This is a genomic window from Ammoniphilus sp. CFH 90114, from assembly GCF_004123195.1.
In the GTDB taxonomy this organism is placed as follows: Bacteria; Bacillota; Bacilli; order Aneurinibacillales; family RAOX-1; genus YIM-78166.
Window position 1 is genome coordinate 73,532 of record NZ_SDLI01000012.1, and the last position, 25,767, is coordinate 99,298.

Annotated in this window: 26 protein-coding genes and 1 riboswitch; of the genes, 8 read left to right on the top strand and 18 right to left on the bottom strand. The window is 43.3% G+C overall.

Translation table 11 applies throughout. From position 1 onward, the window contains the following. Positions 1–3 precede the first annotated feature (3 nt). The gene (gene cysK, locus EIZ39_RS21575; protein WP_129202765.1) at positions 4–924 is read right to left on the bottom strand and encodes a cysteine synthase A; all 921 of its coding nucleotides are present in this window, start codon (positions 922–924) and stop codon (positions 4–6) included. Positions 925–1,080: 156 nt separating this feature from the next. On the opposite strand from cysK, the gene EIZ39_RS21580 reads away from it, so the two are divergent. From EIZ39_RS21580 to EIZ39_RS21590, 3 genes are all read left to right on the top strand, one after another. Next, positions 1,081–2,586, top strand: coding sequence for an ATP-binding protein (locus EIZ39_RS21580; protein WP_164985241.1), 1,506 nt, complete (start codon positions 1,081–1,083; stop codon positions 2,584–2,586). A gap of 82 nt (positions 2,587–2,668) precedes the next feature. After that, positions 2,669–2,941: a hypothetical protein gene (locus tag EIZ39_RS21585; RefSeq protein ID WP_129202769.1), complete on the top strand. Its 273-nt coding sequence runs from the start codon at positions 2,669–2,671 to the stop codon at positions 2,939–2,941. Positions 2,942–3,040: 99 nt separating this feature from the next. Further along, a complete protein-coding gene (locus EIZ39_RS21590) occupies positions 3,041–3,211 on the top strand; it encodes an aspartyl-phosphate phosphatase Spo0E family protein (protein WP_129202771.1) in 171 nt (56 codons plus the stop codon). Between the two features lie 68 nt (positions 3,212–3,279). Here the strand turns inward: EIZ39_RS21590 and asnB are convergent, their stop codons facing one another. The 4 genes from asnB to EIZ39_RS21610 all read right to left on the bottom strand — a co-directional run bounded on the left by asnB (position 3,280) and on the right by EIZ39_RS21610 (position 7,459). After that, positions 3,280–5,127 (bottom strand): asparagine synthase (glutamine-hydrolyzing), encoded by a 1,848-nt coding sequence (gene asnB / locus EIZ39_RS21595; protein WP_129202837.1) that lies wholly within the window; start codon positions 5,125–5,127, stop codon positions 3,280–3,282. A gap of 144 nt (positions 5,128–5,271) precedes the next feature. Further along, positions 5,272–6,483, bottom strand: a complete 1,212-nt coding sequence (locus tag EIZ39_RS21600; protein ID WP_129202773.1) for an ABC transporter permease — start codon at positions 6,481–6,483, stop codon at positions 5,272–5,274. Further along, on the bottom strand, positions 6,473–7,234 hold the full coding sequence (locus EIZ39_RS21605; protein WP_129202775.1) for an ABC transporter ATP-binding protein: 762 nt from the start codon (positions 7,232–7,234) through the stop codon (positions 6,473–6,475). Before EIZ39_RS21605 ends, EIZ39_RS21600 begins: the two co-directional genes overlap by 11 nt. 15 nt (positions 7,235–7,249) lie before the next feature. Next, positions 7,250–7,459, bottom strand: coding sequence for a YrzA family protein (locus EIZ39_RS21610; RefSeq protein WP_129202777.1), 210 nt, complete (start codon positions 7,457–7,459; stop codon positions 7,250–7,252). A gap of 166 nt (positions 7,460–7,625) precedes the next feature. Between EIZ39_RS21610 and EIZ39_RS21615 the strand changes: the two genes are divergently transcribed. Continuing rightward, positions 7,626–8,561 carry an AEC family transporter gene (locus tag EIZ39_RS21615; RefSeq protein WP_129202779.1) on the top strand — a complete coding sequence of 312 codons (936 nt, stop codon included), beginning with the start codon at positions 7,626–7,628 and terminating at the stop codon, positions 8,559–8,561. 56 nt (positions 8,562–8,617) lie between these two features. Here EIZ39_RS21615 and EIZ39_RS21620 read toward each other — a convergent pair whose 3' ends face one another. Together EIZ39_RS21620 and EIZ39_RS21625 are read right to left on the bottom strand one after the other, a co-directional pair. Further along, positions 8,618–9,022: an FxsA family protein gene (locus tag EIZ39_RS21620; protein WP_129202781.1), complete on the bottom strand. Its 405-nt coding sequence runs from the start codon at positions 9,020–9,022 to the stop codon at positions 8,618–8,620. A 61-nt stretch (positions 9,023–9,083) separates the two neighbouring features. Beyond that, positions 9,084–10,028, bottom strand: a complete 945-nt coding sequence (locus EIZ39_RS21625; RefSeq protein ID WP_129202783.1) for an SIR2 family protein — start codon at positions 10,026–10,028, stop codon at positions 9,084–9,086. 296 nt (positions 10,029–10,324) lie between these two features. Here EIZ39_RS21625 and EIZ39_RS26870 point away from each other — a divergent pair, with 296 nt between their 5' ends. After that, entirely contained in the window at positions 10,325–10,468 is a 144-nt protein-coding gene (locus EIZ39_RS26870; protein WP_164985242.1) for a hypothetical protein, read from the top strand. 41 nt (positions 10,469–10,509) lie between these two features. On the opposite strand, the gene EIZ39_RS21630 is transcribed toward EIZ39_RS26870, so the two are convergent. From EIZ39_RS21630 to EIZ39_RS21640, 3 genes are all read right to left on the bottom strand, one after another. After that, on the bottom strand, positions 10,510–10,698 hold the full coding sequence (locus EIZ39_RS21630; protein WP_129202785.1) for a hypothetical protein: 189 nt from the start codon (positions 10,696–10,698) through the stop codon (positions 10,510–10,512). Beyond that, complete coding sequence (gene thiC, locus EIZ39_RS21635) at positions 10,691–12,445, bottom strand: phosphomethylpyrimidine synthase ThiC (RefSeq protein WP_129202787.1); 1,755 nt, start codon at positions 12,443–12,445, stop codon at positions 10,691–10,693. Before thiC ends, EIZ39_RS21630 begins: the two co-directional genes overlap by 8 nt. A 129-nt stretch (positions 12,446–12,574) precedes the next feature. Next, positions 12,575–12,684, bottom strand: a riboswitch (TPP riboswitch). A 64-nt stretch (positions 12,685–12,748) separates the two neighbouring features. After that, positions 12,749–14,011, bottom strand: coding sequence for an FAD-dependent oxidoreductase (locus tag EIZ39_RS21640; protein ID WP_129202789.1), 1,263 nt, complete (start codon positions 14,009–14,011; stop codon positions 12,749–12,751). A gap of 206 nt (positions 14,012–14,217) precedes the next feature. Here EIZ39_RS21640 and EIZ39_RS21645 point away from each other — a divergent pair, with 206 nt between their 5' ends. The 3 genes from EIZ39_RS21645 to EIZ39_RS21655 all read left to right on the top strand — a co-directional run bounded on the left by EIZ39_RS21645 (position 14,218) and on the right by EIZ39_RS21655 (position 15,474). After that, positions 14,218–14,844: a trimeric intracellular cation channel family protein gene (locus tag EIZ39_RS21645; RefSeq protein ID WP_129202791.1), complete on the top strand. Its 627-nt coding sequence runs from the start codon at positions 14,218–14,220 to the stop codon at positions 14,842–14,844. A 78-nt stretch (positions 14,845–14,922) separates the two neighbouring features. Next, positions 14,923–15,156, top strand: coding sequence for a hypothetical protein (locus EIZ39_RS21650; RefSeq protein WP_129202793.1), 234 nt, complete (start codon positions 14,923–14,925; stop codon positions 15,154–15,156). 12 nt (positions 15,157–15,168) lie between these two features. After that, on the top strand, positions 15,169–15,474 hold the full coding sequence (locus EIZ39_RS21655; protein ID WP_129202795.1) for a hypothetical protein: 306 nt from the start codon (positions 15,169–15,171) through the stop codon (positions 15,472–15,474). Positions 15,475–15,575: 101 nt separating this feature from the next. Here the strand turns inward: EIZ39_RS21655 and EIZ39_RS21660 are convergent, their stop codons facing one another. The 8 genes from EIZ39_RS21660 to EIZ39_RS21695 all read right to left on the bottom strand — a co-directional run bounded on the left by EIZ39_RS21660 (position 15,576) and on the right by EIZ39_RS21695 (position 25,727). Beyond that, positions 15,576–16,043 carry a DUF2062 domain-containing protein gene (locus EIZ39_RS21660; RefSeq protein ID WP_129202797.1) on the bottom strand — a complete coding sequence of 156 codons (468 nt, stop codon included), beginning with the start codon at positions 16,041–16,043 and terminating at the stop codon, positions 15,576–15,578. A gap of 181 nt (positions 16,044–16,224) precedes the next feature. Continuing rightward, the gene (locus EIZ39_RS21665; RefSeq protein WP_129202799.1) at positions 16,225–17,991 is read right to left on the bottom strand and encodes an ABC transporter ATP-binding protein; all 1,767 of its coding nucleotides are present in this window, start codon (positions 17,989–17,991) and stop codon (positions 16,225–16,227) included. Next, the gene (locus tag EIZ39_RS21670; RefSeq protein WP_129202801.1) at positions 17,991–19,751 is read right to left on the bottom strand and encodes an ABC transporter transmembrane domain-containing protein; all 1,761 of its coding nucleotides are present in this window, start codon (positions 19,749–19,751) and stop codon (positions 17,991–17,993) included. Before EIZ39_RS21670 ends, EIZ39_RS21665 begins: the two co-directional genes overlap by 1 nt. A gap of 119 nt (positions 19,752–19,870) precedes the next feature. Further along, complete coding sequence (locus EIZ39_RS21675; RefSeq protein WP_129202803.1) at positions 19,871–21,010, bottom strand: DUF2515 family protein; 1,140 nt, start codon at positions 21,008–21,010, stop codon at positions 19,871–19,873. A 115-nt stretch (positions 21,011–21,125) separates the two neighbouring features. Continuing rightward, complete coding sequence (locus EIZ39_RS21680; protein ID WP_164985243.1) at positions 21,126–22,163, bottom strand: HD-GYP domain-containing protein; 1,038 nt, start codon at positions 22,161–22,163, stop codon at positions 21,126–21,128. Positions 22,164–22,296: 133 nt separating this feature from the next. Further along, positions 22,297–23,649 (bottom strand): acetyl-CoA carboxylase biotin carboxylase subunit, encoded by a 1,353-nt coding sequence (gene accC / locus EIZ39_RS21685; RefSeq protein ID WP_129202807.1) that lies wholly within the window; start codon positions 23,647–23,649, stop codon positions 22,297–22,299. A 13-nt stretch (positions 23,650–23,662) separates the two neighbouring features. Beyond that, on the bottom strand, positions 23,663–24,148 hold the full coding sequence (locus tag EIZ39_RS21690; RefSeq protein ID WP_129202809.1) for an acetyl-CoA carboxylase biotin carboxyl carrier protein: 486 nt from the start codon (positions 24,146–24,148) through the stop codon (positions 23,663–23,665). A 37-nt stretch (positions 24,149–24,185) separates the two neighbouring features. Continuing rightward, complete coding sequence (locus EIZ39_RS21695; RefSeq protein ID WP_164985244.1) at positions 24,186–25,727, bottom strand: acyl-CoA carboxylase subunit beta; 1,542 nt, start codon at positions 25,725–25,727, stop codon at positions 24,186–24,188. Positions 25,728–25,767: the final 40 nt, after the last annotated feature.

Genomic DNA, 25,767 nt, shown 5'->3' on the forward strand with positions numbered 1-25,767 from the left:
ACATCAAATACCTCCTTGATAAATTTTCTTGCTTAAGTATCTCTCGCTACTGTCCGGGAAGAGGGTTACGATGTGGCTTCCTGGTTTGGCTTTTCTCGCCTCTTGCAGGGCCGCATACAAGGCTGCACCGGAAGAACTGCCAACGAGTACCCCTTCTCTTCTAGCTAATTGGGCGACAAGGGCAAACGCGTCTTGATCGAGTACGGAATAAATCTCGTCAAAGTAGCTTGGATCCATATACGTGGGCAAGAACTCCATTCCAATTCCTTCTGTTTTATGGGGACCTGATTCTCCCCCGGCGAGAATGGAGCCTTCTGGCTCGACTATGACAGTCTTGATTTTGGGGTTCTGCTCCTTTAGATATTGGGCGCATCCCATGAAGGTGCCGCCTGAACCCGCACCGGCAATGAATATATCGATATGACCCTCCATTTGATTCCAGATCTCTGGTCCCGTTGTTTTATAGTGGGCCATGGGGTTGGCGGGATTCGCAAATTGCTGTGGACAGTATGCACCTAACTCTATTTCGAGTTCCTTCGCTTTTTCAATAGCCCCTTTAATTCCTAGCTCGGTGGGGGTGTTGATCACCTCTGCTCCAAGGGCTCTCATTAGTTCCTGTTTTTCCTGGGAGAATTTCTCCGGGACGACGAATAGGACACGGTAGCTTGTCCCGACAGCAGCCAAGGCAAGTCCAATCCCCGTATTGCCCGCTGTTGGTTCGACAATCGTTCCGCCTTCTTTTAGAAGTCCTTTTTCCTCTGCATCCCGGATTAACTCTATGCCTAAGCGATCCTTCACGCTTCCTCCCGGATTAAAGTACTCCAGTTTGGCAAATAAACGAACCTGATTTGGCAAAGGAAACTGCGTTAACTCAATGATGGGGGTGTTTCCGATTAGAGATTTTACGCCTTGGTGAACCTGCATAATGTAATCCCTCACTTTCATTTCCTTAGCATTCCACGCTTGCCAGTTAAACATGTTTCTTAGGTAATTACTGAGAGAAAGGATTTTTTGGTATGATCTCAAACCGATAAAATGTATAATGTTACTTGTAGTTTGTCTATAAGGAGAAGCACATCCGTGACTAAGCATAAATGGATTACTCATATTTTCTTTTATCTGTTCATTGTTATTATTCCATCTCTACTTTTTTGTTTCTTCTATATTCAATATAAGTCGGATCAAGAAACTGAAAAAATTCAGCAAGAAGCCCAGCGGTATGCAGGATTCCATGCTATGAACATTGACAGTTTTATAGGCGAAACGATTGGGCGATTAGAAACCATGGCCATGATGGTTCAATTGCAACAGGGAGACCTGGCTCATATTGGTTATTTACTAGATCAAACGAAAATGAAGGATGCTAGATTTTCAGGGTTTTATTGGACCCATCCCAAAGGAGATATTCTAATCAGCACCAATCCTCTGCCCCAGAATATCAATTTAAAGGATCGAGACTATTTTCAAGAAGCGCTGAAAACTCAACAAACGGCCATTTCCCATGCTCATCTAGGTAGAGTAACTGGGCGTTTTATTGTCTCCATTGCGACCCCTGTGGTACACAAGGATCATGTGCTGGGTGTACTTATAGGGAGTGTTCGTTTAGATGTCATGCAAGAGTTTCTTAGTCGTTCCTTAGATCAGGAGGATGTCCTGGTATATGATCGTTCTGGACAACAGCTCATCGAATGGGGCCGTGAGAAGCGAGAAGCTACTCCTATTCTAGCCACAGCAGCAACGGGACGAGTCCCTTGGGAGGTAGCTATTCGATTACCTAGTAAGGATGAGAAATGGTTCCTTCATAATTTCATTTTGGCCCTTGTCATAAGTCTTGTTTTTACACATATTCTGTTTATCCTGGTTCAGTATGATCGCTTGCGTAGGCGTCTGAAACTTGAACAGCTCCAGAATGATGCGCAGAAAATGGAATTGATAGGCAGCCTAGCTGCAAGCACGGCTCATGAGATTCGCAACCCCTTGACAGGGATAAAGGGCTTAACCACGCTTCTGAGTGAGAGACATAAGAATGAGCAGGATCAATTCTATTTTTCCGTTATCCAACAGGAGATAGACCGGATTAATACGATTGTCTCTGAATTCCTTGTGCTTGGGAAACCGACCGTACAAGTGACGAAAGACATTAATATTTCCGATGTACTGGGAGAATTAGTCCCCATTATGGAGTCCGAAGCCCATCTGTTTAATGTTGAGCTGTCCTACACCTCTACCCCTGCTCCACTATGGGTAAGGTGCTCGAAAGATCACTTAAAACAGGTCATTTTAAATATTGCGAAGAACGCACTCGAAGCGATGCCGAATGGAGGTACCTTATCCATTGGGATGAATCAGGTGAAAGATCAATGTATCCTAGTTATAACGGACACTGGCGATGGTATACCAGAGGATGTACTGAAGAAAATTTTTCATCCTTTTTTTACTTCGAAAAAACATGGGACAGGATTAGGCTTAGTAATTTGTAAAAGAATCCTTGAGATGTACAACGGTTCTATTACAATCCATAGTACCCGCGGCCAAGGGACAAAGGTAGAAATCACGCTGCCTTTGTCTAGTGAACAAAACTCTTAGCCTATATCGTTAGCTCAAGAAAAACATGGTATGATAGAGTTATATAAACATAGTCCAAAACGCAGGGATAGGGGCGAATAGGATGGTCTTGCCAAGATCTGAGCTAGAGAAAAAGGAATTTGAAGCCATTCAGGAGTGGTTTCCTCATTCGCGAATTAAAGAAGACTATAATCGAGAAATTCTCGATATTGGTGTAGAGATTTCCATTCATAATCAAGTATTTATTCTACTTAAAGGGGAACAGACGGGCCATACGTATGAGGTCATTGATCCCGAATGCAAATGGTATGAGGGACTTGTCGACTTGAACGCTGTTGATGTCCTCATAAAGCGAATATGTCGAGAATCGTCATGAAATGACGAGCAAAAAGAATCGAAATTTATCGCTTTTTCCATTACTATAGACTAGTACTTGATTCTCATTGCTAATACAGTAAAGGAAGAAGGCGTTAAAGTGCTTACACAAGTCAATGTGGATGACGAAATTCACAGATTGAAAGAACAGCTTGAGAAAATGGCCGCAAAGCATAACTTTAATTTTCAGCACCCTGATGTGATCTCGCTTAGCCAACAATTAGACAAGCTGATTACCCTCGTAATGAGGAACAAATGGCATGGAAAATAAAGATGAATATCCTTACAGGTTAAAATAAAACAGGACGAAGCAATGGATACTTCGTCCTTACGTTTGTTTTAGACCAACTTCACCTTATATTCTTCCATCCAAGTGTTCATTTGAGCGAGATAAGCGAACCATTGAGGCACATTCATAAGTTGACCAAACCAAGGTACATGTAGATTTGTTAGATCCTCTGTCCTCATGAAGCTTTGAATCGATTCTTTATGAATCAAGGGTTGGATAGGCGCGTGTGGATCCTCTAGTATCTCTAGGAGCCAATTTTTCGTTGCTTCAAGATAAGCTGGATGATGAGTTTTAGGATAGGGGCTTTTCTTTCGTGTGAGGATGTCATCCGGAAGAATGCCTTGCAAAGCACGTCGCAGCAGACCTTTCTCCCGATCGCCACTCGTCTTCATCTCCCACGGAATATTCCATGCATACTCTACTAGTCTATGATCGCAGAATGGAACCCGTACTTCAAGACCTACGCCCATGCTCATACGATCTTTACGATCCAGAAGCGTTGGCATCCACCGCGTTAAATTGAGGTGAAACATCTCCCGGGCCTTTTCTTCTGACGTCTTCTCTCCCCCAAGTTTCGAAACCTCCGCAATAGCTTCCTGATAACGTTCAGCCATATAGTTTCCCTTTGTAAGCTCTTGTTTTACCTCACTCGAATAAAATCCAAGTTTAAAATCTATGTTTCTCGTCCATGGAAACTGTTGATCCGACCACAGCTCGGGCCGATGGAACCAGGGATATCCTCCGAAGACTTCATCGGCGCACTCCCCTGACAAGGCTACGGTAGCCTCTTTCTTAATCTCTTTACAGAATAGGTATAAGGAGGCATCGATGTCTGCCATTCCAGGTAAATCTCTTAAACGTACAGCGTCTTTCAAGGCGTCTACTAATTGATGCGTATCTATGGTAATAGAATGATGCACAGTACCAAAATAATCCGATACTCTTTTAATCCAGGGGGCATCCGCGTTGGGTTGATATTCGTTAGACTTAAAGTATCTTTCATTCCCTACATAATCGACAGAAAAGGTATGGAGTGGACCTTTTCCCTCTTCTTTGTAAGTCTCGGCTGCAATCGCGGTAATGGCACTAGAATCAAGACCGCCAGATAAAAGGGTACAGACCGGTACATCAGCGACTAACTGTCGTTTTACGCTATCCATAAATAATTCTCGAACTCGCTCCGTGGTATCTTCTAGGTTTTCTTCATGGGGTTTGCTTGTTAATGTCCAATAGGGCCCAGTTTTAAGCTGGTTGCGATCATAGGTAAGATAGTGACCGGGAAGCAATTCCTTTACTCCACGGAATATCCCGTTTCCTGGTGTTCGTGAAGGTCCCATTATGAGTAATTCATTTAAACCTTCTCGATCGATTACGGGTTCTACCTCAGGATGCGCAAGAAGAGATTTTAATTCCGAAGCGAAGAGAAAAGAGCTTCCAGACTGCGTATAGAAAAGAGGCTTTACCCCTAATCGATCGCGAGCCATGAATAATCGCTGCTGTGCCTGATCCCAGATGGCGAAGGCAAAAATCCCATTAAGTTTTTCTAAGCACCTCTCTCCCCATTCCATAAAAGAGGTCAGAAGAACTTCTGTATCGGAATGGGAACGAAAACGATAACCACGGTCAATAAGCTCTCTTCGAATGTCTTCCGTATTGTATAATTCTCCATTATAGACCATGGTATATTCCTGGTCTCCTAATTGACGTGTCATCGGTTGGGCGCCACCTTCAGGGTCTACGACGACTAAGCGACGATGCCCGAATGCAGCATGCTCGGATAACCATATTCCCTCTGCATCAGGGCCACGGTTATATAAAGTTTTTGTCATGTTGCGGACAAGTTCTCTCTCTTGATTCAAGTTTCTTTGCCAGTTGATCCATCCTGTAATTCCACACATCATTCTTCATCCTTTCGTTCCTCTATTATGTTATGTCATGGTTTGTGACATCGGTTATTTTGTATATTGTATACCATTTGATAACATACATATGCCGCCTCGACGAAAGGGTGCATGAAAAAACACCCGACTTAAAGTCGGGTGTTAGGCTTCTTTGGTTGTTATCTTCTTTCCCATTACAAGAAAAGTGGTAATGTAGGCGAAGATAACCCCTATTGTAAGAAAGAGAATCGGAACAAGGAATCCAAAAGGAAACAAACTAATAGATAAAAGGACTACCTGTATGATTAAAAAGATCATCAGGCTCCATTGAAAGCCTCTTCGCTTGGATTCCATCGGGAATGGGTAGATATGATCCCAGAAGCTAAGCTTTAGGCGATTCCAGCTGTTGATCAGTTGAACCGCATTGGAGATGAGACTTAGGGAGAATACAATACCTGCCCAGATGAGATGAGGGGCAAACCATAAAAAAACCATTCCAAGCAATGTTAGACGCAAATAGTGACCGAACACATCCTCATACCGGATAAACGATCTTAAATACAAGTACAAATGACTCCATTTACGTTGCTTAGGCAACGGGTTAAGCAAGCGGATCCAGAAGCTGTGTCGCTTGATCTTAATCGTATAACGAGGCACATCCATAAACCACTGAGCAAAAGAATAAAAGCTAGCTTGCGCTTTCCCTTCTTCCTCCACGAGATGGCCCCAATTTAGACGAGAAGTTCTCCATTGCCATAAGTAGTAACCTATTCCCATCACGATGAGTACAAAGAGCACGGCTTGAGGTACAAGCGTGACAAGAAACAGGTCAAGACACAATAGGAGGTTCAAGATGCCTCGCAAGAGGCTATGTAGTCTTCTTTTTCCACTAGGGAAACGAAGGTCGATCCAAGTAGCTGCAATGTTCGTCCACTTCACGAGAAGCAGAATGGCAAATGCCCCATAAAAATCACTCGAGTTTGGAGATATCTTCGCGTAGTACAAAGGAGACAGGATCAACAAGATGAAAAACAATACAATCCCTTGAGTGATTCCACTGTAAAGAAAACTTAGTCGAAAGTACTCCCCTAATCTTCGTTCCATTGGAAGTAGAAAGAGGGGATCTGGTATCTGGATGAAAGTCCTCACGGTGCTGCGAGTCAAGGCCAGGGCGACAACAGGGGCTAGTATCCATCCGAAGTTCCACCCTTGAGGTACCGCTTGTAACAAATAATGATAGAAGAAGGCTAGTAGAATGAGTAGGATAATCGGCACATACATATAGCCGGTTAGAATAACTTTCAAGTAACGGATCGCATCATTCCAAAACCATGCTGCTCGGTCTCTCCATAACTTTCTTACCCTATTCATCATCTCGTCTTACCTCGGTAACCTGCATAAAGATTTCGTCCAGTGTTGCCTCAGGCAACTTGGTTTGATCCCTTAGATCCCCTAGTGTTCCTTGCAACAACACCCTACCTTCATGAAGCAGCACAAAACGGTCGCAAAAGAGCTCAGCCGTTGGAAGAATATGAGTAGAAACCAGAATTCCCGCTCCCCCTTTCTGGCGAGTCTTCATCAGATCGAGGAGTGCCCTTATGGCACGAGGATCAAGTCCGAGGAAGGGCTCGTCAATCACATAAAGGGATGGCTCCGACAGAAACGCACAGATGATCATCAGCTTTTGCTTCATTCCTTTAGAGAAGGTGTCAGGCATCCAGTGCTTCATCGGTTCCATCCGAAACTGTTTTAGCAAGAATTGAGCTCGTGGCACCCATTCTTCTTCTGGTAGATCGTAAGCCATGGCTGTGAGTTCCAGGTGCTCCCATAAGGTCAATTGCTCATAAAAAATCGGTGTTTCAGGAATATAGGTCAATTGGGATTGATAGGCTTCACGTTGTTGGTCTCGTGATAGGCCATTGATCCTGATGCTCCCAGATGTCGGATCGAGTAGACCTAGAATATGCTTAATCGTTGTACTTTTTCCTGCACCGTTTAGGCCGATGAGCCCAACAATCTCATTTGTTCTTACTTGAAAACGGAGATGATGCAAGACGGGTTTATTCTTGGAGTAGCCTCCACATAGATCCTCTACTTCTAGGATGGGCTTTTGATGGTTGGTCATGTTTCGCTTCATTCCTTATAGCTTGGCTTTAAAATGAACGACCGCAGTATATAACCTTTTCCCTGTCGCAGCGTCCAAAGTGACTTGATGTTGAACAGCATGTACTTGCAGCATCAGCGCCTTATTATTTTCAATTTGTTCATCAATTATTTTTTCTAATCTTTTTAAGTCCATGGCCTCGAAAAATTCAACCTTATCTTCAATTCGTTCTAGCTTGAATTGCATAAACCTTACATCTCCCCTTTTTGCTGTTTCTCTTATTTTACTTCAGACTGTTTCTATCATCAAACCGCCTCCTCCCTCGTTTCAGTATTCAGTCCATTGGCAAAATTCAACCGTTGTGATAAGATAGTTTCGTTTACCTTGTAACTTGTCATTATCGGAGGATGCTATGGAATTTTCATCAGTTTTTCAATCTATTTTAGTCATGGGGGCTATGATTGGCGTTGGTTGTCTCTTAAGCAGACATATCACTTGGAACGAGGATACCAGAACATTCCTCATCCAAATCATTGTTAATATTGCCATGCCATGCATTATTCTCGCTAGTATTTTTCAGTTTCCCATTGATCAGGACGTTTTCAAACAAATCGCCATCATCTTTTTGATCTCTGTCGTTATCAACGTATTAGGCATAGGGTTGGGTTGGATACTTGCTAGGATGATGAACGCCTCCCCTCAGAAGGCGAAGGAGATGGCGATCCTGTCCGGACTTGGGAACACCGGCTTCATCGGACTTCCTCTGTGTGCCGCTCTCTTTGGTCCGAAGGGTGCCCTCCTAGCTGCTGTATTTGATGCAGGGCTGGATTTTACCATATGGACTGTAGGGGTGATCATGCTTCAGAAACATCAACGATTTTCCTTTTCTTCGTTAAAGAGTATGGTTAATATTCCGATGATCGCTATTGTAGTTGGACTCTTTATTGCTTATCTGAATGTTCAACCCCCTCAAATATTTATTACCTTAACAGAGAATCTAGCTCACCTGGCTTCTCCACTAGCCATGATCTATATTGGACTGCTGGTCCCCTCTTTATGGAAGAAGAAAAAGCAAATCCATCTGCCACAGTTGGGGCTCCCGATTGTATGCAAGCTTCTCCTGTTCCCAGTCCTGACGGTACTGTTTCTCCATCTATTCACCTTGGAGATGGATGTGATCCAGGTTGTCCTTGTCCAATCCACGATGCCTACGATTACAGTTGCCTCCATCCTATTTGCTAAGTATGCTGCCGATGAGGAGATGGGAGCTGCCGCTACCGTTTTTTCAACGCTGATATCATTGTCTACCATACCAGTCATGGTTTATGTTTTAAGTCATTTTGTATAGAAACGGAAGAGGGAGTCCCACGACTTGGGACTCCCTCTTCCGTTTCCTTATCCTAATTACCATCTACGAAAATTACCGCCGTAGAAGGAAATCTTACCGTTTTGGATATTATTCAGCAGCCATCTTTTTACATAAACCTTAACCATGCCGCGTGTTGCGGGAATTAAAAGTATGAAACCCATGGCATCTGTAAAAAAACCAGGTGTTAGTAAAACCAATCCTCCAGCGAAAATGAGGATCCCGTCTAATATAGCCTCACCTGGAAGCTCTCCACGTTGCAATTGGGCTTGGGCTAATTGAAAGATCTGTAACCCTTGCTGTTTGGCCAGCCATGCGCCAAGTACTCCTGTTAGGATAACGAGAGCTAATGTAGGAAGCCAGCCAAAAGCTTGACCCGCCGTTATTAACCCCCAGATTTCTATGGCTGGTACGATGATGAGTATAGCGACTAGAAATTTCATAGCATGCACAACCTTTCCCTATCCCTTCATCTATCTTACCGTTTTTTTTCTTCTTATACAATTAGTCATCCATTAGTTTGCGAAGGATACAAGGGATCTCTTGATAATCGTTGACCCACATCACGTTCAACCCTAAATTGTTAGCGTCTTGCTCTTCAAATAACTCAGCCATCTTAATAAAAGAATAAACATATTCATCACTTTCAGCTTTAATCCCCAACTCTGCGATCTGCTCTCGGATTTCGTTTTCTTTATACCTTTTCTTAAAGAGATAATGATTTTTTGAGAACCTATCCGGTTTTTTTCTCATCGATACGTCCAACAAACGGCGTAAGTTAGGATCTGTCATACTCAATCCAATGAAGAGGCATAAGTTTTGATTTAATAAGTTCAACTGAACGAGATTAGACCAACTGAATGGATCTATAAACTGGGAATGGTAGGCATCTTCACTAGACACGATATTAAACTCAGAGAGATCACCCTCACGAGGCAAAAATCCGTGGACATGATAAATGGGGAGCTCAGATGGCAAGTACCTCTCTCCCTCTTTAGATACTGATTTATACCGGATCTTATTTTTCTCTAAATTCTGCTCTACGACATCGTCAAAATTAAAGGTAACGATGGAGTGCAACGACTTTCTTTCTCTTTGAGGTCTGCATAGCTCTACAATAACATCCATAAGCTCGTTGTTTTGAGGGGGATTTTGATAGATTGCTCGCCTAACAAACTTAAGAAAATCATGGCCAAGCTCATTCTTTAAGAACTGAAGAATGATAAGAGGGGATCGTTTAAAGTATTCTAAGTAAATTTCCGCTAGCTTCTCTTGGGAGATATGAAGTTGATGATTCTTTTGAATAAAAAGCTCAGCTAATAACTGCTTTAGTAAATGATTCCAAACGGGGATCCCGGTATCTGCCGAAACTCCAGCCCCACAAAACAAAGTGAGATTTCCTTTTACGAACTCTTCTCTAATTTTAATCAGATCATCATTTAGATCCACATGCTCATTGTCATATTTATTTACAATAATAGTTTCACCCTCCCCATGATTGTGGCTGATTTTAGCTCTATACTCCTTATTAAAGATTATTTATTTGATAGGACAGTCATTCCTGGAAATTCAGTTAACCTATAACGTTCGTTTTTTATGGGTTAAAAAAGTTTATTTATATTAAATCAAGAGAATTTTTAGGTTAAATATGAACATTATCTGAAAAATGTGTGACAATATTGTGAAGAAATCGTTGACTTCGTCTTTTCTTTGGTTTAATCTGTAAACAAAGGGGAGGGATTTACATGAGTGAAATGATGAGTGAGTTTGTGAAAATTATTGTTGTGGCAGAAGTGGTTTTCGCGGTATGTGTATCCTTGACGGCACCATTCTTACCTAAGATTATGCAACGTTGGGAACAAAAGAAAGCACAAAACCAAATCTCATAGTTCAAATAAAAAAAAAGCAGATTTCTCTGCTTTTTTCTTTTTTAGTAATATATACTCTCCGACTGGAGGCACTTCTGGCAAGTCTTCATCAGCTGATTACTGACAAACTCATGGACACAATCGGCTTGAAGAGTTCCAAGCTCTATCTTGAGTTGCCTAATTTTTTCTTCCAGCTCCTTCATCTCGTCGATTAACGCCATGGCTTTATTTCCATTCGTCTGTTTAGCCATAGATCTTACTGCCTTGTTCCCGAAACTCTTTAGCTTTTTCCTTCATCCCCTCATCTAAGGCGTACTCCTCGCGTATGGTGTGGGTGATCTTCATGCTGCAAAATTTAGGACCGCACATCGAACAGAAATGCGCACTCTTTGCCCCTTCAGCAGGTAAAGTTTCATCATGATATTCCATCGCTCTTTCTGGATCTAGGGATAGATTGAATTGATCACGCCAGCGGAAATCAAAACGGGCCTTAGAAAGGGCATCGTCTCGGTTCTGTGCATGAGGGTGACCTTTGGCCAAGTCGGCGGCGTGAGCAGCAATCTTATAGGTAACGATGCCCGTTCTCACGTCCTCTTTATTGGGTAGTCCTAAATGTTCCTTTGGTGTAACGTAGCAGAGCATGGAGGTTCCGAACCACCCAATCATGGCTGCTCCAATAGCGGATGTAATATGATCATATCCAGGAGCAATATCCGTGGTTAATGGCCCTAGGGTGTAGAAGGGAGCCTCATGACAGATCTCTAGTTGCAGGTCCATATTTTCCTTTATTTTGTGCATAGGTACATGGCCAGGACCTTCAATCATGACCTGCACATCGTGTTTCCATGCGATCTTCGTCAATTCCCCTAGTGTTTGCAGTTCTGCAAATTGAGCTTCATCGTTGGCATCAGCGATGGAGCCTGGTCGAAGCCCGTCTCCTAAGGAGAAAGAAACATCGTAGGCTTTCATGATTTCACAAATTTCTTCGAAGTGAGTATAAAGGAAGTTCTCTTCATGGTGGGCTAAGCACCATGCGGCGAGGATAGATCCTCCTCTCGATACAATCCCAGTAACTCTTTTAGCGGTTAGAGGGATATAGCGAAGGAGTACGCCTGCATGAATGGTAAAGTAGTCCACCCCTTGCTCTGCTTGCTCAATCAGCGTATCTCGATAAACTTCCCAGGTAAGATCTTCGGCTTTTCCATTTACCTTCTCTAATGCTTGATAAATAGGAACCGTACCAATAGGAACGGGAGAGTTGCGGACAATCCATTCCCTTGTTGTATGAATGTTCTTCCCTGTAGAAAGATCCATGATGGTATCTGCACCCCAACGGGTAGCCCAAGTCATTTTCTCCACTTCTTCTTGGATTGAGGAAGTAACCGCTGAGTTACCGATGTTGGCGTTAATCTTAACATGGAAATGGCGACCGATAATCATAGGCTCGGCTTCTGGATGATTAATATTCGCTGGGATGATCGCCCTTCCTTCTGCTACTTCTTTCCTTACAAACTCCGGAGATACCCCTTCACGTATGGCGATAAATTCCATTTCAGGTGTAATGATGTTTTGGCGGGCGTAATGAAGCTGCGTCACATTCTTGCCTGGTTTCGCTCTTAAAGGATTTCTCTTTAATCCAGGGAACACTTCACGATTGACGGGTTCATTCTCACTTTTATAGCCATCATCTTCTGGCTTAATTTCCCGTCCTATGTATTCTTCTACATCATTTCGCTCGAGTATCCAATGACGACGTAAAGCCGGAAGTCCTTCCTTAATATTCGTAGCCACTGACGTGTCTGTATATAATCCGCTTGTATCGTAAACTCGGACTGGCGGATTCTCTGTCTCCCCTAAGCTATTAATGGTCGGGGATAATTCAATTTCTCGCATAGGCACACGGATATCCTCACGTGAGCCTTGTACATAGACTTTACGACTTCCTGGGAATGGTTGAATGACCGGGGATTCAATAGACTTTTGCGATAAGTTGGACATAAAAAAACCTCCTAATTTTTTAAAAGATTCAATTAATTGAACCCTTAGTGGAGGCGGAAGAGACACAAATGAAAATAGCCGCATGGTAACATGCGGCGTATAGACATACGTGTGTTGTCATGAAAGACAATAGTTGTAAGTTCTCGTTCCTCCGCTGGCATTATCCAGTTCAGGTTCAACGGTCGATAACAGAATAGTTATCCTCTCAGCCTAGTACCCTAAGCTCCCGCGACGTAATATGAAGTTTTATTACTGAAAATAGAATATCATGGAAATTGCATACTGACAATACTTATTTTTAGTTTAGCTATATTGAGGTCTCATCTTGGCTCTCTTATTCACGTGCTGATCAGCACCTAATGCAGCAATCGCACCGTCTGCAGCTGAAATAACGGCCTGTTTAATCGGAGTACGACGAGCATCTCCACCAGCGAATACGCCATCTACACTTGTCCGTAGATTCTCATCCACCACGACGTATCCTTCTTCATCTCGTTCTACTGCATTTTTAAGGAAGTCCGTACCTGGCTTCATTCCTGCTAGATACAGGAATACGCCATCCACTTCCCATGTTACTTCGTTCTTTTGGTCGTCTTGGATAATAAGTTTTTCTACCTTGTTTTCGCCCGTAATTTCCTTTAAACGGTGTCTATAGTAGATCTTTACGTTTGGCTTTTGTTCTAGTTCAGATAGGTCCACTTCACCCTTGAACTGATTGATGGGAACAACGAGTCGTACTTCTTTGCAGAATTTAGATAATGCTTCTGCTTCATGCACAGCTTCTTCTGTTTCCCCTACAACGGCTACCGTACGATCTTGGAAGAAGGCCGCATCACAAGTAGAGCAATAGCTAACTCCACGACCCGTATATTCTTCTTCCCCTTTAATCTTGTTCAGAGGGGCCTTCGCTCCTACGCCAATAAACACACTTTTGGCTTTAATCGTTCCTTCTGGAACTTCTAACTTCTTGATATCTGGGTCAGAAAAATCCACGCTTAATACATTAGCTCGTACGAAGGTTGTACCAAAGTCTTTCGCCTGAAGCTGCATCTGCTGTAAAAGCTCTAAACCGGTAAGTTCTCCACGAACACCTGGGTAGTTCGCAATCTTATGAGTAATAGCCAATGTTCCCGCGGCCGGTGCTTTATCAATAACAAGGGTGTTTAGTTTTCCGCGTGAAGCATAAATCGCTGCCGATGTCCCTGCTGGACCTCCGCCAATGGCCACGAGGTCATATACTTGATCAAGGATGTTAGAATCCACCTTAGAGAAGATATCTTCTTCCTTTTCCTTCTTTTCTGTCGATGCACCTTGTGCTGCATTAGGTTCATCTGTAATCCCTAGGTATTGTTTCATTTTATTAGGTCTATATCCAATAAAAGTTTCTCCATCAATAATCGTTACGGGAGCAGAGAAAATTCCTTTAGCATGGAGCTCATCAAAAAATTGAGGGTTTACGGTGACATTGCGTTCTTCGTACTCAAGTCCCCAGTTTTTCAAATCGTTCTTGATCTTCTCGCAATAAGGGCATCCAGTACTGCTATATAATATGGTTTCACGTGCCATCACAACCACTCCTGTTCGGTTCTTATTTTTAACTAATACTAGTTTATAATAATTACATTTAAATATCAAGGGTTTCTTTAAAACTTTTGAATTAGTTTATCCAAAAACTGAAACATATCTCCCTCTTATGGTTACCCAAAAGGCTGATTTGTGATATATTACTATAGTTGTGCCCGGATTTATGAAATGGAAGGAATGAATGGTAAGTGATTTGGGACGTTCTAAATATTGTTGGGACCATTGCCTTTGCCGCGAGCGGAGCGATTGTTGCGATGGAAGAAAAATATGACATCCTTGGTGTCTATATTTTAGGGCTTGTTACAGCCTTCGGGGGTGGGGTTGTTCGGAACTTATTAATTGGAATCCCTGTCCCTACCCTATGGGAGCAGGAATCTTTAATTGAAATTGCATTAGTCACCGTGACCTTAATTTTTTTCCTCCCTCATCTTTGGATGAAGCATTTAAAGCAATGGACCTTCTTTGATGCGATTGGCTTAGCTGCGTTTGCCGTTCAGGGAGCCATCTATGCTACGGAGAAACAACTCCCTCTTGGTGCGATTATGGTTGCTGCTCTTTTGACAGGGATCGGTGGTGGAGTCATTAGAGACGTACTGGCTGGGAGAAAACCCCTCGTTTTTCGGGAAGAAATTTATGCAGCTTGGGCCATTCTGGCTGGTGTTGTTATCGGAAAGGGTTGGGCTCAAGATAATCTGGAATTATCTGTTCTTTTTATCTCTGTAGTTATTCTTCGAATGGTTTCTGTTACCTTGAAATGGAGACTGCCTCGGCGTACTGTATCCGTAGAATATAGGAATAAAACTGAGGGCTTCTAATAGAAGCCCTCTTTTGTGTATTTTTTTTGCTAATTCAACAAAACCTAGGAAGAAATCTTACATGAGGTGAGAAACAATATGGACGTGTTTACTCTGCTTCTTGGCGTTATCATTATTGTTTGCTCGGCGGGTCTAATATTGTCGCTGCGAATTCGATCCAAGCAAAAGGGAGAAATTGATACAGGTGTCGACGCAAAAGTGAAGACTAATCCCATCTTGCTTAACCCCATTCTCTTAAGTTATGTATTGGTGACTGCGGTTGTTGTTGCAGCCGTCTGGATTTTTAAACTTTACTATAAAGTTCCTTTCTAATGAGGTGGTCAAATGGAGAAAAAGCGTTTTTATGTAAATGTAGAACATGGTAGTATCCTAGAGGATCAAGGGGCAGAGACTTACGAATTTGAAGTGGATGCTGACGAAATGGAAATTCATAAGTTGCAAGAATTGTTTGATAAGACGCATCAAAAGGAAATGGGAACCATCGTTCGAGGAATGACTCCCTATATACAATACCATGATGATGAGGATAATGATGAGTATGATCGGTCCCTCTTACAGGTCTATAGAATGCTTCATCAATTAGGGACACCACAAACCAAACAGCATATCGAGAGTATGGAAATTTTATGATTTTGGCATGCAGAGTTCATCTGCTGCCTTTTTTTATGAAACGCAATAGAAAAAAGACCTGACAGCAGGTCTTATCAGGTCTGATATATGCTCGTTAGGGCTTACAGCCTAGCATATGGTAAATTGTCGAGTAGCTTCTTTAATATGGTGTGGCGATACTTGCTGAAGAGGAAGTAAAACAGAAAATACCCAATAAGCCCGGACAGGATGGTATTCAATAGAGCCCCAACAAAGAAGTACAAACTAACATCTTGAATGGCAATAAAGAACCCTTGGCTTATTTCATCAGCTTGTGCGGGATTAGAATTCATAAATAGACATCCAACTTTGTAATTCAGGACGAACAGGAAAGGCCATAAAAAGGATCCAAACGAGGCGGAGATAAGAGCAGCTGGTATATTGCCACGAACAAACCGAGCTAAGACAACAGATAACATAGGACCTAAGCCGAATGTAGGAAACCAGTTGGGAGCAAACCCGAAGACAAGTCCTAATGAAATCTTCTGGGCTCCTTTTTGTAAGCGAAAGAGGCGAATGAGATAATACATTAGTATCCTTTTTATTTTCATGGTGAACGCCCTCTAGTTCGAAGATTCTAGTTCATTATACTCAGAGTTTTCAACCCTTACCCATACTATCTCACCAATCTTTTGTTTCGTCAATATGTGATATTTTCCCCATTTTTTCTTCTAATATGTGGTTAGCGACTGCCCTGCATGGAAGGGGCTGATGCGACCGCATCAACCCCGACTAAACCACCACCGTAGACGTAAGCGTCTCCCCACCCTGTTGAAGAATGTACATCTTATAATAAAGCCCCTTTTGAGCGAGCAGTTCTTGATGTGTCCCTCTTTCTACGATTTCCCCGTGGTGCAGGACGAGGATCAGGTCAGCATTCTGAATCGTGGATAACCGATGAGCAATGGCAATCGTGGTTCGACCTTTTCTCATCTTTTCTAAGGCAACTTGTATGGCTTCTTCGGTTTCCGTATCGACAGCCGCGGTTGCTTCATCTAAGACTAAAATCTTGGGTTGCATAGCCATCGTTCGAGCGAAAGAAAGGAGTTGACGTTGTCCACTGGAAAATGTCGCTCCCCTCTCCCCTACTGCTTCTTGATATTTCTCAGGAAGCTTTTGGATAAAGGAGTCAGCTTGAACGAACCTCGAAGCTTCCTTGATGTGTTCATCGGATATAGAAGGGTTGTGAAGACGGATGTTATGGGCAATATCTCCGACAAAAAGGAATGAATCTTGCAGTACTAAGCCCACTTTGCTCCGTAATTCCTCGTCAGAATAGGCTTGAAGAGGCACGCCGTCCATCTTTATTTCCCCTTTTTCAAAGGGATAAAATCGCATCAATAGATTGATGATCGAACTTTTTCCACTTCCTGTGTGTCCGACAAGGGCGACCGTCTCGCCGGGTTTAACCGTAAAGCTAATATTCTTCAGAACGTCCGTACGACCATCATAAGAAAAGTGAACATCCTTAAATTCAATTGATCCTTCCTCGATCCTCGGGTGGATGTCTCCTTGCTGGCTCGGGGCCATAGTCTTTTCATCTAGTAACGTAAAGACTCGTTCAGACGCCACGATCGCTTGCTGCAGATGGGTCAATCGAAACATCATCTGGTTGACGGGCTCGAAGAAACGGCCTAAGTAGTTCACGAAAGCGTAGATAACCCCGATTTCCACCGTAGACTCAAAAGACTGAAACCCAAAATAGCCAAGAATAAGCATAAGGGTTAAAAGTTCTAGAAAATCGACTGCAGGTCGTAAGAGCAATCCGCTTAATTTGACTTGCCGCAAATCTGCTTGATAATATTGATCGTTCACGCGGCCAAACTCTTGGCGAAATCTTTTCTCTTGCTGCATCGCTTGGATAATATTCATCCCTTGCAGAGATTCACTCAGTTTTGCATTGAGCTGGCTTAGTTTTTCTCTAGAAAGATGAAAAACCTTGGAGCTAAAGTGGCGATAGGTCTTCATTAAGACCGCAATGAGCGGGATTAAAATCAGGCACAGGATCCCGAGTTGAAAGTCTAGATAAAACATGCCGATAAAAATACCCATCAACAGAACTATATTTTGAACAAAAGTGGATAAAACGGTGACGTACAAATCTTTGATGGCTTCCGTGTCATTCGTTATACGTGACACAAGACTACCAGCTGGTGTTCGGTCGAAAAAAGATAATCCGAGATGCTGCACTTTACTGAATACATCAATTCGAATCTGTTGGATAATGTGTAAGGCAATTTGATGAAATCTAACCAACTGAAGATAACTAAGAACGACGGAGACAATATGAAGCAGCAAATACCCCACACCTAAAAGGGCCAATGAGGGCCAGTCAAATATTCTAGGAGTCAGATAGTCGTCAATAAACACTTTTATGATAAGAGGACCTACTACACTCCCAGCTGTGGCTAGGAGGAGAAGGGTCATGGCTATGATAAGTTGACGTGTATAAGGCTTCATATAAGCTATGAGCCTTCCACTTGCTCTTGGTTGATTCATTATGTAGACTTCCCTCCTTGTTCCACTTGATCTTCGAGTTGCTGTCTACGATACATGGAAGCGTACCATCCATTCTCTTGGAGGAGAGATGCATGGTTGCCACGTTCTAGCACTCTTCCCTCCTCCAGCACGATAATGAGGTCTGCATGTTGGATTGCACTTAACCTATGAGCGGAAATAATCGTTGTTCGATCCTTTCTTGTCTCTCGTAGAGAGTGTAGAATTCGCTCCTCGGTTCTTGCGTCCACAGCGGACAAGGAGTCATCTAGAATCAAAATTTCAGGATCTATTAAAAGGGCACGCGCGATCGAGATTCGTTGCTTTTGACCACCAGATAAGGTTACGCCTCTCTCCCCTACCACCGTGTCGTATCCGTGCTCAAAGCGCAGAATATCCTTATGGACAGAGGCGATAGCAGCCGCTTGTTCAATCTCTGCCTGAGTGGCTTCAGGCTTCCCGAAGGCAATATTGTCTGAAATGGATGCCGAGAATAAATAATGATCTTGGGGAACGTAACCTATAGCCCTTCTTAGACTCTCTATCTTAACATCATAAATGGAGTGAGCCCCGATGCGAATGTCCCCTTTATTCGAATCTAGATCAAATTCACGCAATAGGAGTCGGAGAAATGTTGTTTTTCCACTTCCTGTTCTTCCCACGATCCCTAAGGTTTGGCCCCTTTCAAGCGATAGATGGATGCTCTGTAATGAGGGTTCCTGATGATCCGGGTAAGCGAAGGAGTCCAGATCATATTGAAGGGAACCAACAGGCATGTGATCCATAGCTCCTTCTTTACTGACGACCTCAGGTTGGATCTCGAGTAAGTGAGAGATACGGTCATACGAAGCTCGCCCTTTCTCTACAATGTTAAACAGCCAACCAAAGGCAAGCATGGGCCAAATCAGGTGACCTAAGTAAATGGTAAAGGTAGTCAGTTGACCAATCGTCAAGCTGTCATGAACGACAAAGTAAGCACCGAAGCCAACCGTAAGAATAAAGGAAAACCCAACGATGAAGGATATGGTAGGATCAAACAAGGCATCGATTCGAGCTACGCCCATATTCTTCTCTACTACCTGCTTAGACACCTGCTCAAATTGCCTTTTCTCTGCTTCTTCTTGGCCAAAAGCTTTAATCACTCGTACACCGGAGATATTCTCCTGCACCCGGTCATTCAAATGCGAGAAAGAAGCTTGTGCTTCATGGAAACGCTTATGGAGAAGTGTTCCATAATAGCTGGTTGCCAAGACCATAATCGGCATGGGAAGTAACGCGATCAGCGTCAGCTTCCAATGGATAAATCCCATCGTTAGGATGACAAGGCCGCCCATGATGATGGAATCAACTAGAGTGAGTACCCCTTCCCCCGCGGTCATTTGCACAGCTTGAACATCATTCGTGGAATGAGCCATTAAATCGCCAATTCTGCGTTTATGATAAAATCGAGGCGACAACTTGGTGAAATGTTCATAAAGTCGATTGCGCAGCAGCATGCCTAACCGAATGGCGGAACCAAAGATCATGATGCGCCAAAGATAGCGGAGCCCATAGACCGTAATGGCGATGGCAAGAATGAGAAGGAGCCAGTTGAATAAAGTGGGATAACTCAGTGTCTGTATTCGGATGTCATCAACGATCCGCCCAACGATATAGGGAGGCAATAGGTTGAGTAAGGAAACCAAAAATAGAACCACAACTCCTACAAGGTACTTGCTTTTTTCTTGTTTAAAATACCACATTAAATCTAAGAAAATATTCATCACATCAACCTCTAAAAAACCATGGACTTTCATGTCCATGGCAAATTTACATACGATTCAAGTTTAGTCGATAATGGATAATTTTACTATTCCTTTTTCGTGTTCATTCTGACTTCAAACTATGGAAACAAAGCATCTTGTGCCATCACGGCCAGTTCTATTTTTTCGAGAGTTCTACAGTAGGTCTCTTCAATTTCTCCATGGATTTCCTCTTCTTGCAGGAACTCCTCTGCCACCTTCCAATCCGAAAACCAATCGCCTACCTCCGCTGCTTGGTGCAACACATCCGGCCATACATGGTTCAACATGGGGCTATAGATCCGAATACGAGGATGTTTAAGTTGACAATGTTCTAGTCGCTTTTGATAGGATGGGTCGGGCACGGAATCTTTCACTGTACTAAACAAATGTGGCCAGTAATCCTTGCGTGAGGCCGTATGGGCAGTTTGCTTAGCCCATCGCTGGATGGATAGGAGCCGTTTTCTGGATCCAAATAAGACGGAATACAGGCGTTTACCGAGTGTTATTCGTTGATGGAGAGAGGCAAAGTGTTGAATCGTATGGCCGAACAATTCGGGAGTGGGTCTGGTCTTTCTTTCCGTACTTGGAAGAGAAGGAAAAATGATTTGATTAAGATTTAGCAGCTCCTGTAATTTAAATTCTAATGAAGCAAGGACTTGCTCCTGATAGAAGGGATTCGATATCACTCTTTTTTCAATATAGTTCTGCTCGTTGATAATGAGTCCAACGGTAAGGGTAAGGGAATCTTTCTCTTTCCAGAAATAATTCCATACCGCTTCCATGAATCTTGAAATTCGCAAGAACGGCAGTAGATAAAACAGATTTGAATTCCTTCTTTTACTTTCTTGATATAACAGTAATTGAGGATAGGCATCTTGGAAGATTAGCCAGTTTCCACGTTCTAAAAACTGAAAGAATACTTTCCTCTGATCCGCACGGAGGAGACGGGGCAACCACTCACCCTTTAGGTCGGTCATGTTCCAACCCGCGTTTCTAGAGACCATATGGGCTAAGAAGGACCAATGAATCTCTGGATGGCGTTCGTAAAAAAAATAGTAGGCGTTTGTTCGAGTCACGTTGTTGCGATTATACTCTACTGTCTCTTGTTGTATGTCTCGTATGATAACTTGATCTGATTGGGGAATTTGAGAAGCTTCAGGAAATGGCTTTATTTTTTCTTTGCTTCTTTTTTTCAATTCTTTTATCAGGGGTGAAATCGACCGAAGATCTTTAAGCATATGTGGTGTCTCCCCTCTTTTTTGGCCAGTGGGTTTGGCATTTATACACTCATCTTTATTTAAGTCAGCGTGGAAAGATGAATAAAAAGCAGAGAACATGTGGAGTCTCTGCTAACTATTTAGGAAGGGTATGATCAATAAAGATAGTAGGTAATTTGGATAAATCGACGATCTTCTTGTTCTCGTTTTCCGATTCCGTAACCTCGTGCAAGCGTATGACCGGTCGTGTAGGCAGACCCTTGTGCTGGGAAATGACGGTACCCCTCTCGCCTGTATTGAGTTGTACGTGTGTTCCTGTGGGATAAACATTTACGCTATGAAGAAAGTGCTGGACGAGTTGTATATCAAACTTTCGATTGGCCAACCCCATAATTTCCTCACAAGCTTCGTAAGGCAACAGCTGATGGTCTTCTTTTCCATGGTAGAGCAAATGATCATAGTGGTTAGCCATAGATACAATTTGTGAAAACAGAGGGATCTCTGACCCGCTAGCCCCCCTAGGAATACCGGTTCCGTCAATATTCTCGTGATGCTGCAAGCAGACATGAGCGCTTAGCAGGCTGACCTCGAACTTCTTACGCAAGAACTCGAATCCCTTCCAGGTATGGTGATTCGACTTGCCAGGTGTACTAAGAGTAGGATCATCGACTAATATTTTTCCGATGTCGTGCAGTAGAGCCCCAACGGCTAGATCCTTCAGCTTGATAGGGGGGATATTGGATCTTTGTCCCAAAACAATAGACAAAATACACACATTTACAGAATGTATCGGTAAATAGGTATCGCTTGTACGAATATCTTGCAGGTAAAGTAAGTAGTCATTGCGATTCATGATTTCGTCTAACAAAATTTGAGCGGCATGATGAACACTTTTCAGATCCATATCCTGTTTTAGCCGAACTTGATTGAAGGTCTCATATAATTTTTGGATCGCCTCATCCTTTGTCTTCGCGGCAACCAACTCTCGCCGGTCAAAATCTTCGGCTTCTTCCTCAAGAATAAACAGTGAGGAGACTTGAAGCTGCTTTAGCTTACTGATCACAGATGGATAAAGCTTTGTTCCAGATTTGAGTAGGATTCTGCCTCCATTGTCGTACAGGTCTCTTCCGAGAAGTTGTCCAAGTTCTGCCTGTTCCATGTCTACATATCGCATGTTGCACCTCATTCCAAGCCGTTCTGTAGTAGTCAATATTTATATTGTATAGGAATTCTGGCCACGTTTGTAGTTTTTTGACGAAAAAAAACTGTTAACCAGGGGAAACTGGAAAACAGCTTTTCAAGATTTCTTAATCCTCAATTTTTAACTGATAGGTTTCAAGAAACTTCGTGTTGAAATCTCCTTGAACAAAAGCGTCATGCTCTAGTAATTTGATATGGAATGGAATGGTCGTCTTTACTCCTTCGATCACAAATTCTCCTAGGGCTCTCTTCATTCTTTGGATGGCTTCGTCGCGATCTTTACCCCACACGATGAGTTTAGCTACCATGGAGTCGTAGAATGGAGAGATCTGGTATCCTGGGTAAACCGCACTGTCTACACGAACCCCATATCCACCTGGAGGCAGGTACCCTTCTACCTTACCTGGAGACGGCATGAAGTTTTTAGCAGGGTTTTCCGCATTAATGCGGCACTCAATCGCCCAACCGTTGATTTGGATGTCATCTTGTGTGAAGGACAGTAGATAACCTGCTGCAACCGAGATTTGTTCTTTAATTAAATCAATTCCCGTGATCATTTCTGTAACAGGATGTTCTACCTGAATTCGAGTATTCATCTCCATAAAGTAAAACTGGCCATGTTTGTCTAGGAGAAACTCGACCGTTCCGGCTCCATGATAATTAACTGCCTGAGCGGCCGCTACAGCAGCATTCCCCATCTGTTCACGGAGCTCCTGATGTAGGGCTGGTGAAGGAGCTTCTTCCACAAGCTTTTGGTGGCGTCGTTGAATCGAACAATCTCGCTCGCCTAGGTGAGCCACATTTCCGTGCTTGTCAGCAATGATCTGGATCTCAATGTGACGTGGTTCTTCCAAATATTTTTCCAAGTAAACGCCTGGATTTCCGAAAGCAGTCTCTGCTTCTTTTTGAGCTTGGCGTATTGCTTTTCTTAGATCTTCCTCGTGATAAGCTACTCGCATCCCTTTTCCACCGCCGCCGGCTGTCGCTTTTACGATGACCGGATATCCTATGCCTTCTGCAATCGTGACGGCTTCATCAATATCCTCGATGAGTCCTTCCGTACCTGGAACCGTTGGAACACCCGCGTTTTTCATCGTCTCACGGGCAACTGACTTGTCCCCCATTTTGTTAATAGCTTCAGCTTCAGGACCGATGAAGGTAATGTTACACGCACCACAAAGCTCGGCAAAGTTAGCATTCTCTGCTAAAAATCCATAGCCGGGATGAATAGCGTCAGCATGGGTAACGGATGCAACGCTCATGAGATTCGTCATATTTAAGTAGCTTTCCTTTGATGCCGTTGGCCCGATGCAATACGCTTCATCGGCCATCTTCACATGCAAAGCTTCTCGGTCAGCTTCAGAGAACACCGCTACGGTCTGAATTCCTAATTCGCGGCACGCGCGGATGACACGTACAGCAATCTCCCCACGGTTGGCTATTAATACTTTTTTAAACATTACATGATCCTCCTTAATCGACCTTCACCACAAATAGATTCTGTCCGTACTCAATCAGTTGACCTTCTTCTGCTAGAATCTCAACCACCTCTCCTGCAAAAGCAGATCTGATTTCATGGTAAAGTTTCAGTGGTTCAACGTTGCAGTTGCATAGGATTTGCCCTTTTTCTACTTTCTCTCCCACTTTAACCGTGAGGTTGGTAAATACGCCAACCCAAGGAGACACCACTTCCAGCAGTTTCTCAGGAGTTTGAACGGGAGATTCGTTTACGGGATCTGCCTCTATTACTGGTTCTTGGATCGGAGATTCAACAGCTATAGCGGCCTCTTCGTATATCGGTTCGACATAATAGGTTGTATCTTCTTCTATGACAGAGACTTCTTGAACAGGTGGGGCTTTCTTCAACGTGATTTGTACCCCGTCATTCTCGAGCTCCAACTCATCGATGGAAGATTGGTCTACTAGTCGTATTAGTTCTTTAATCTCATGTAGCTTCATTAATTAGGTCACTTCCTTTTTTAGCGGACTGGATGAATTATAATGGAATATTGCCATGTTTCTTTGCTGGGCGGGTTTCTTTTTTATTTCTAAGCATTTCTAAGGATTCTTTCAGCTTTTTCCTTGTTTCACGAGGATCAATGACATCGTCAACCATTCCATTAGCGGCAGCCACATACGGATTGGCGAACTTGTCCCGATATTCGGCAATCTTCTCAGCGCGAGTAGCAGCAGGGTCAGCACTTTGTTCAATTTCCTTAGAAAAGATAATATTGGCCGCTCCCTCAGGACCCATGACGGCAATCTCCGCATTAGGCCATGCGTACACGATATCTGCCCCAATAGCCTTGGAGTTAAGAGCAACGTAGGCTCCTCCGAATGCCTTTCGCAGGATGACTGTAATCTTAGGAACAGTCGCTTCAGAGTAGGCGTATAAGATCTTTGCCCCGTGTCGGATAATGCCTCCATGTTCCTGATTAATTCCGGGGAAGAAGCCCGTCACATCTTCAAACGTAATCAATGAAATGTTAAAACAGTCACAGAATCGAATAAAACGAGACAACTTATCCGATGAATTGATATCAAGTCCTCCGGCCATTACTTTTGGCTGGTTGGCGATGATGCCTACACTGTGACCATCGATTCGACCAAACCCAATTACAATATTTTTGGCGAAGTCCGGTTGAACCTCCATAAAGTCACCATGATCCAATATCTGTTGGATTACTTTTCTTACATCATAAACCTTTGTTCCTTCTATGGGAACCAGCTCAGCAAGCTCATCGCGCCAATCCTCCGTTGACTCATGGGCCACGGAAGGTGGTTTTTCTGTATTGTTCTGCGGCAAGAAGGATAAAAGCCTTCTGACTTGATCCAGAACGATCGGCTCCGATTCACCGCTAAAATGAGAGTTTCCGCTGATACTAGAATGAACCTTAGCGCCGCCGAGACTTTCAGACGAAATTTTTTCTCCAGTTACAGTCTCTATGACTTTAGGTCCTGTAATAAACATTTGACTGGTCTTCTCGACCATGAAGACAAAATCCGTGATCGCAGGAGAGTAGACGGCGCCTCCAGCGCAAGGACCAAGGATCACAGAGATCTGGGGAATAACTCCTGAGTAAATGGCATTACGGTAGAAGATATGTCCATACCCGTCTAAGGATACCACACCTTCTTGTATACGTGCGCCCCCTGAGTCATTTAAACCAATAATCGGTGCTCCGTTCTGTGCTGCTAGGTCCATGATTCTTGCGACCTTCTTCGCGTGCATCTCACCTAATGCACCTCCGAACACCGTAAAATCTTGGGCAAACACATAGACGAGCCTTCCGTGAATCTTTCCATAACCCGTTACGACGCCCTCACCAGGCGCATCCACTTTATCCATCCCAAAGTGGGTTGCCCTGTGTTGGATAAACGGGTTCAGCTCAACAAAGCTGTTCTTATCTAAGAGCAAGTCTATTCGTTCTCTTGCAGTAAGCTTACCGCGCTGGTGCTGGGCATCGATTCGATCATCTCCGCCTCCCAACTCGATCTTCAGCTTCTTCTGATATAGCTCATCAATTTTATCATACATATTCATGGTGGACTCGCCCTCTCCTATGTATACTCTATTT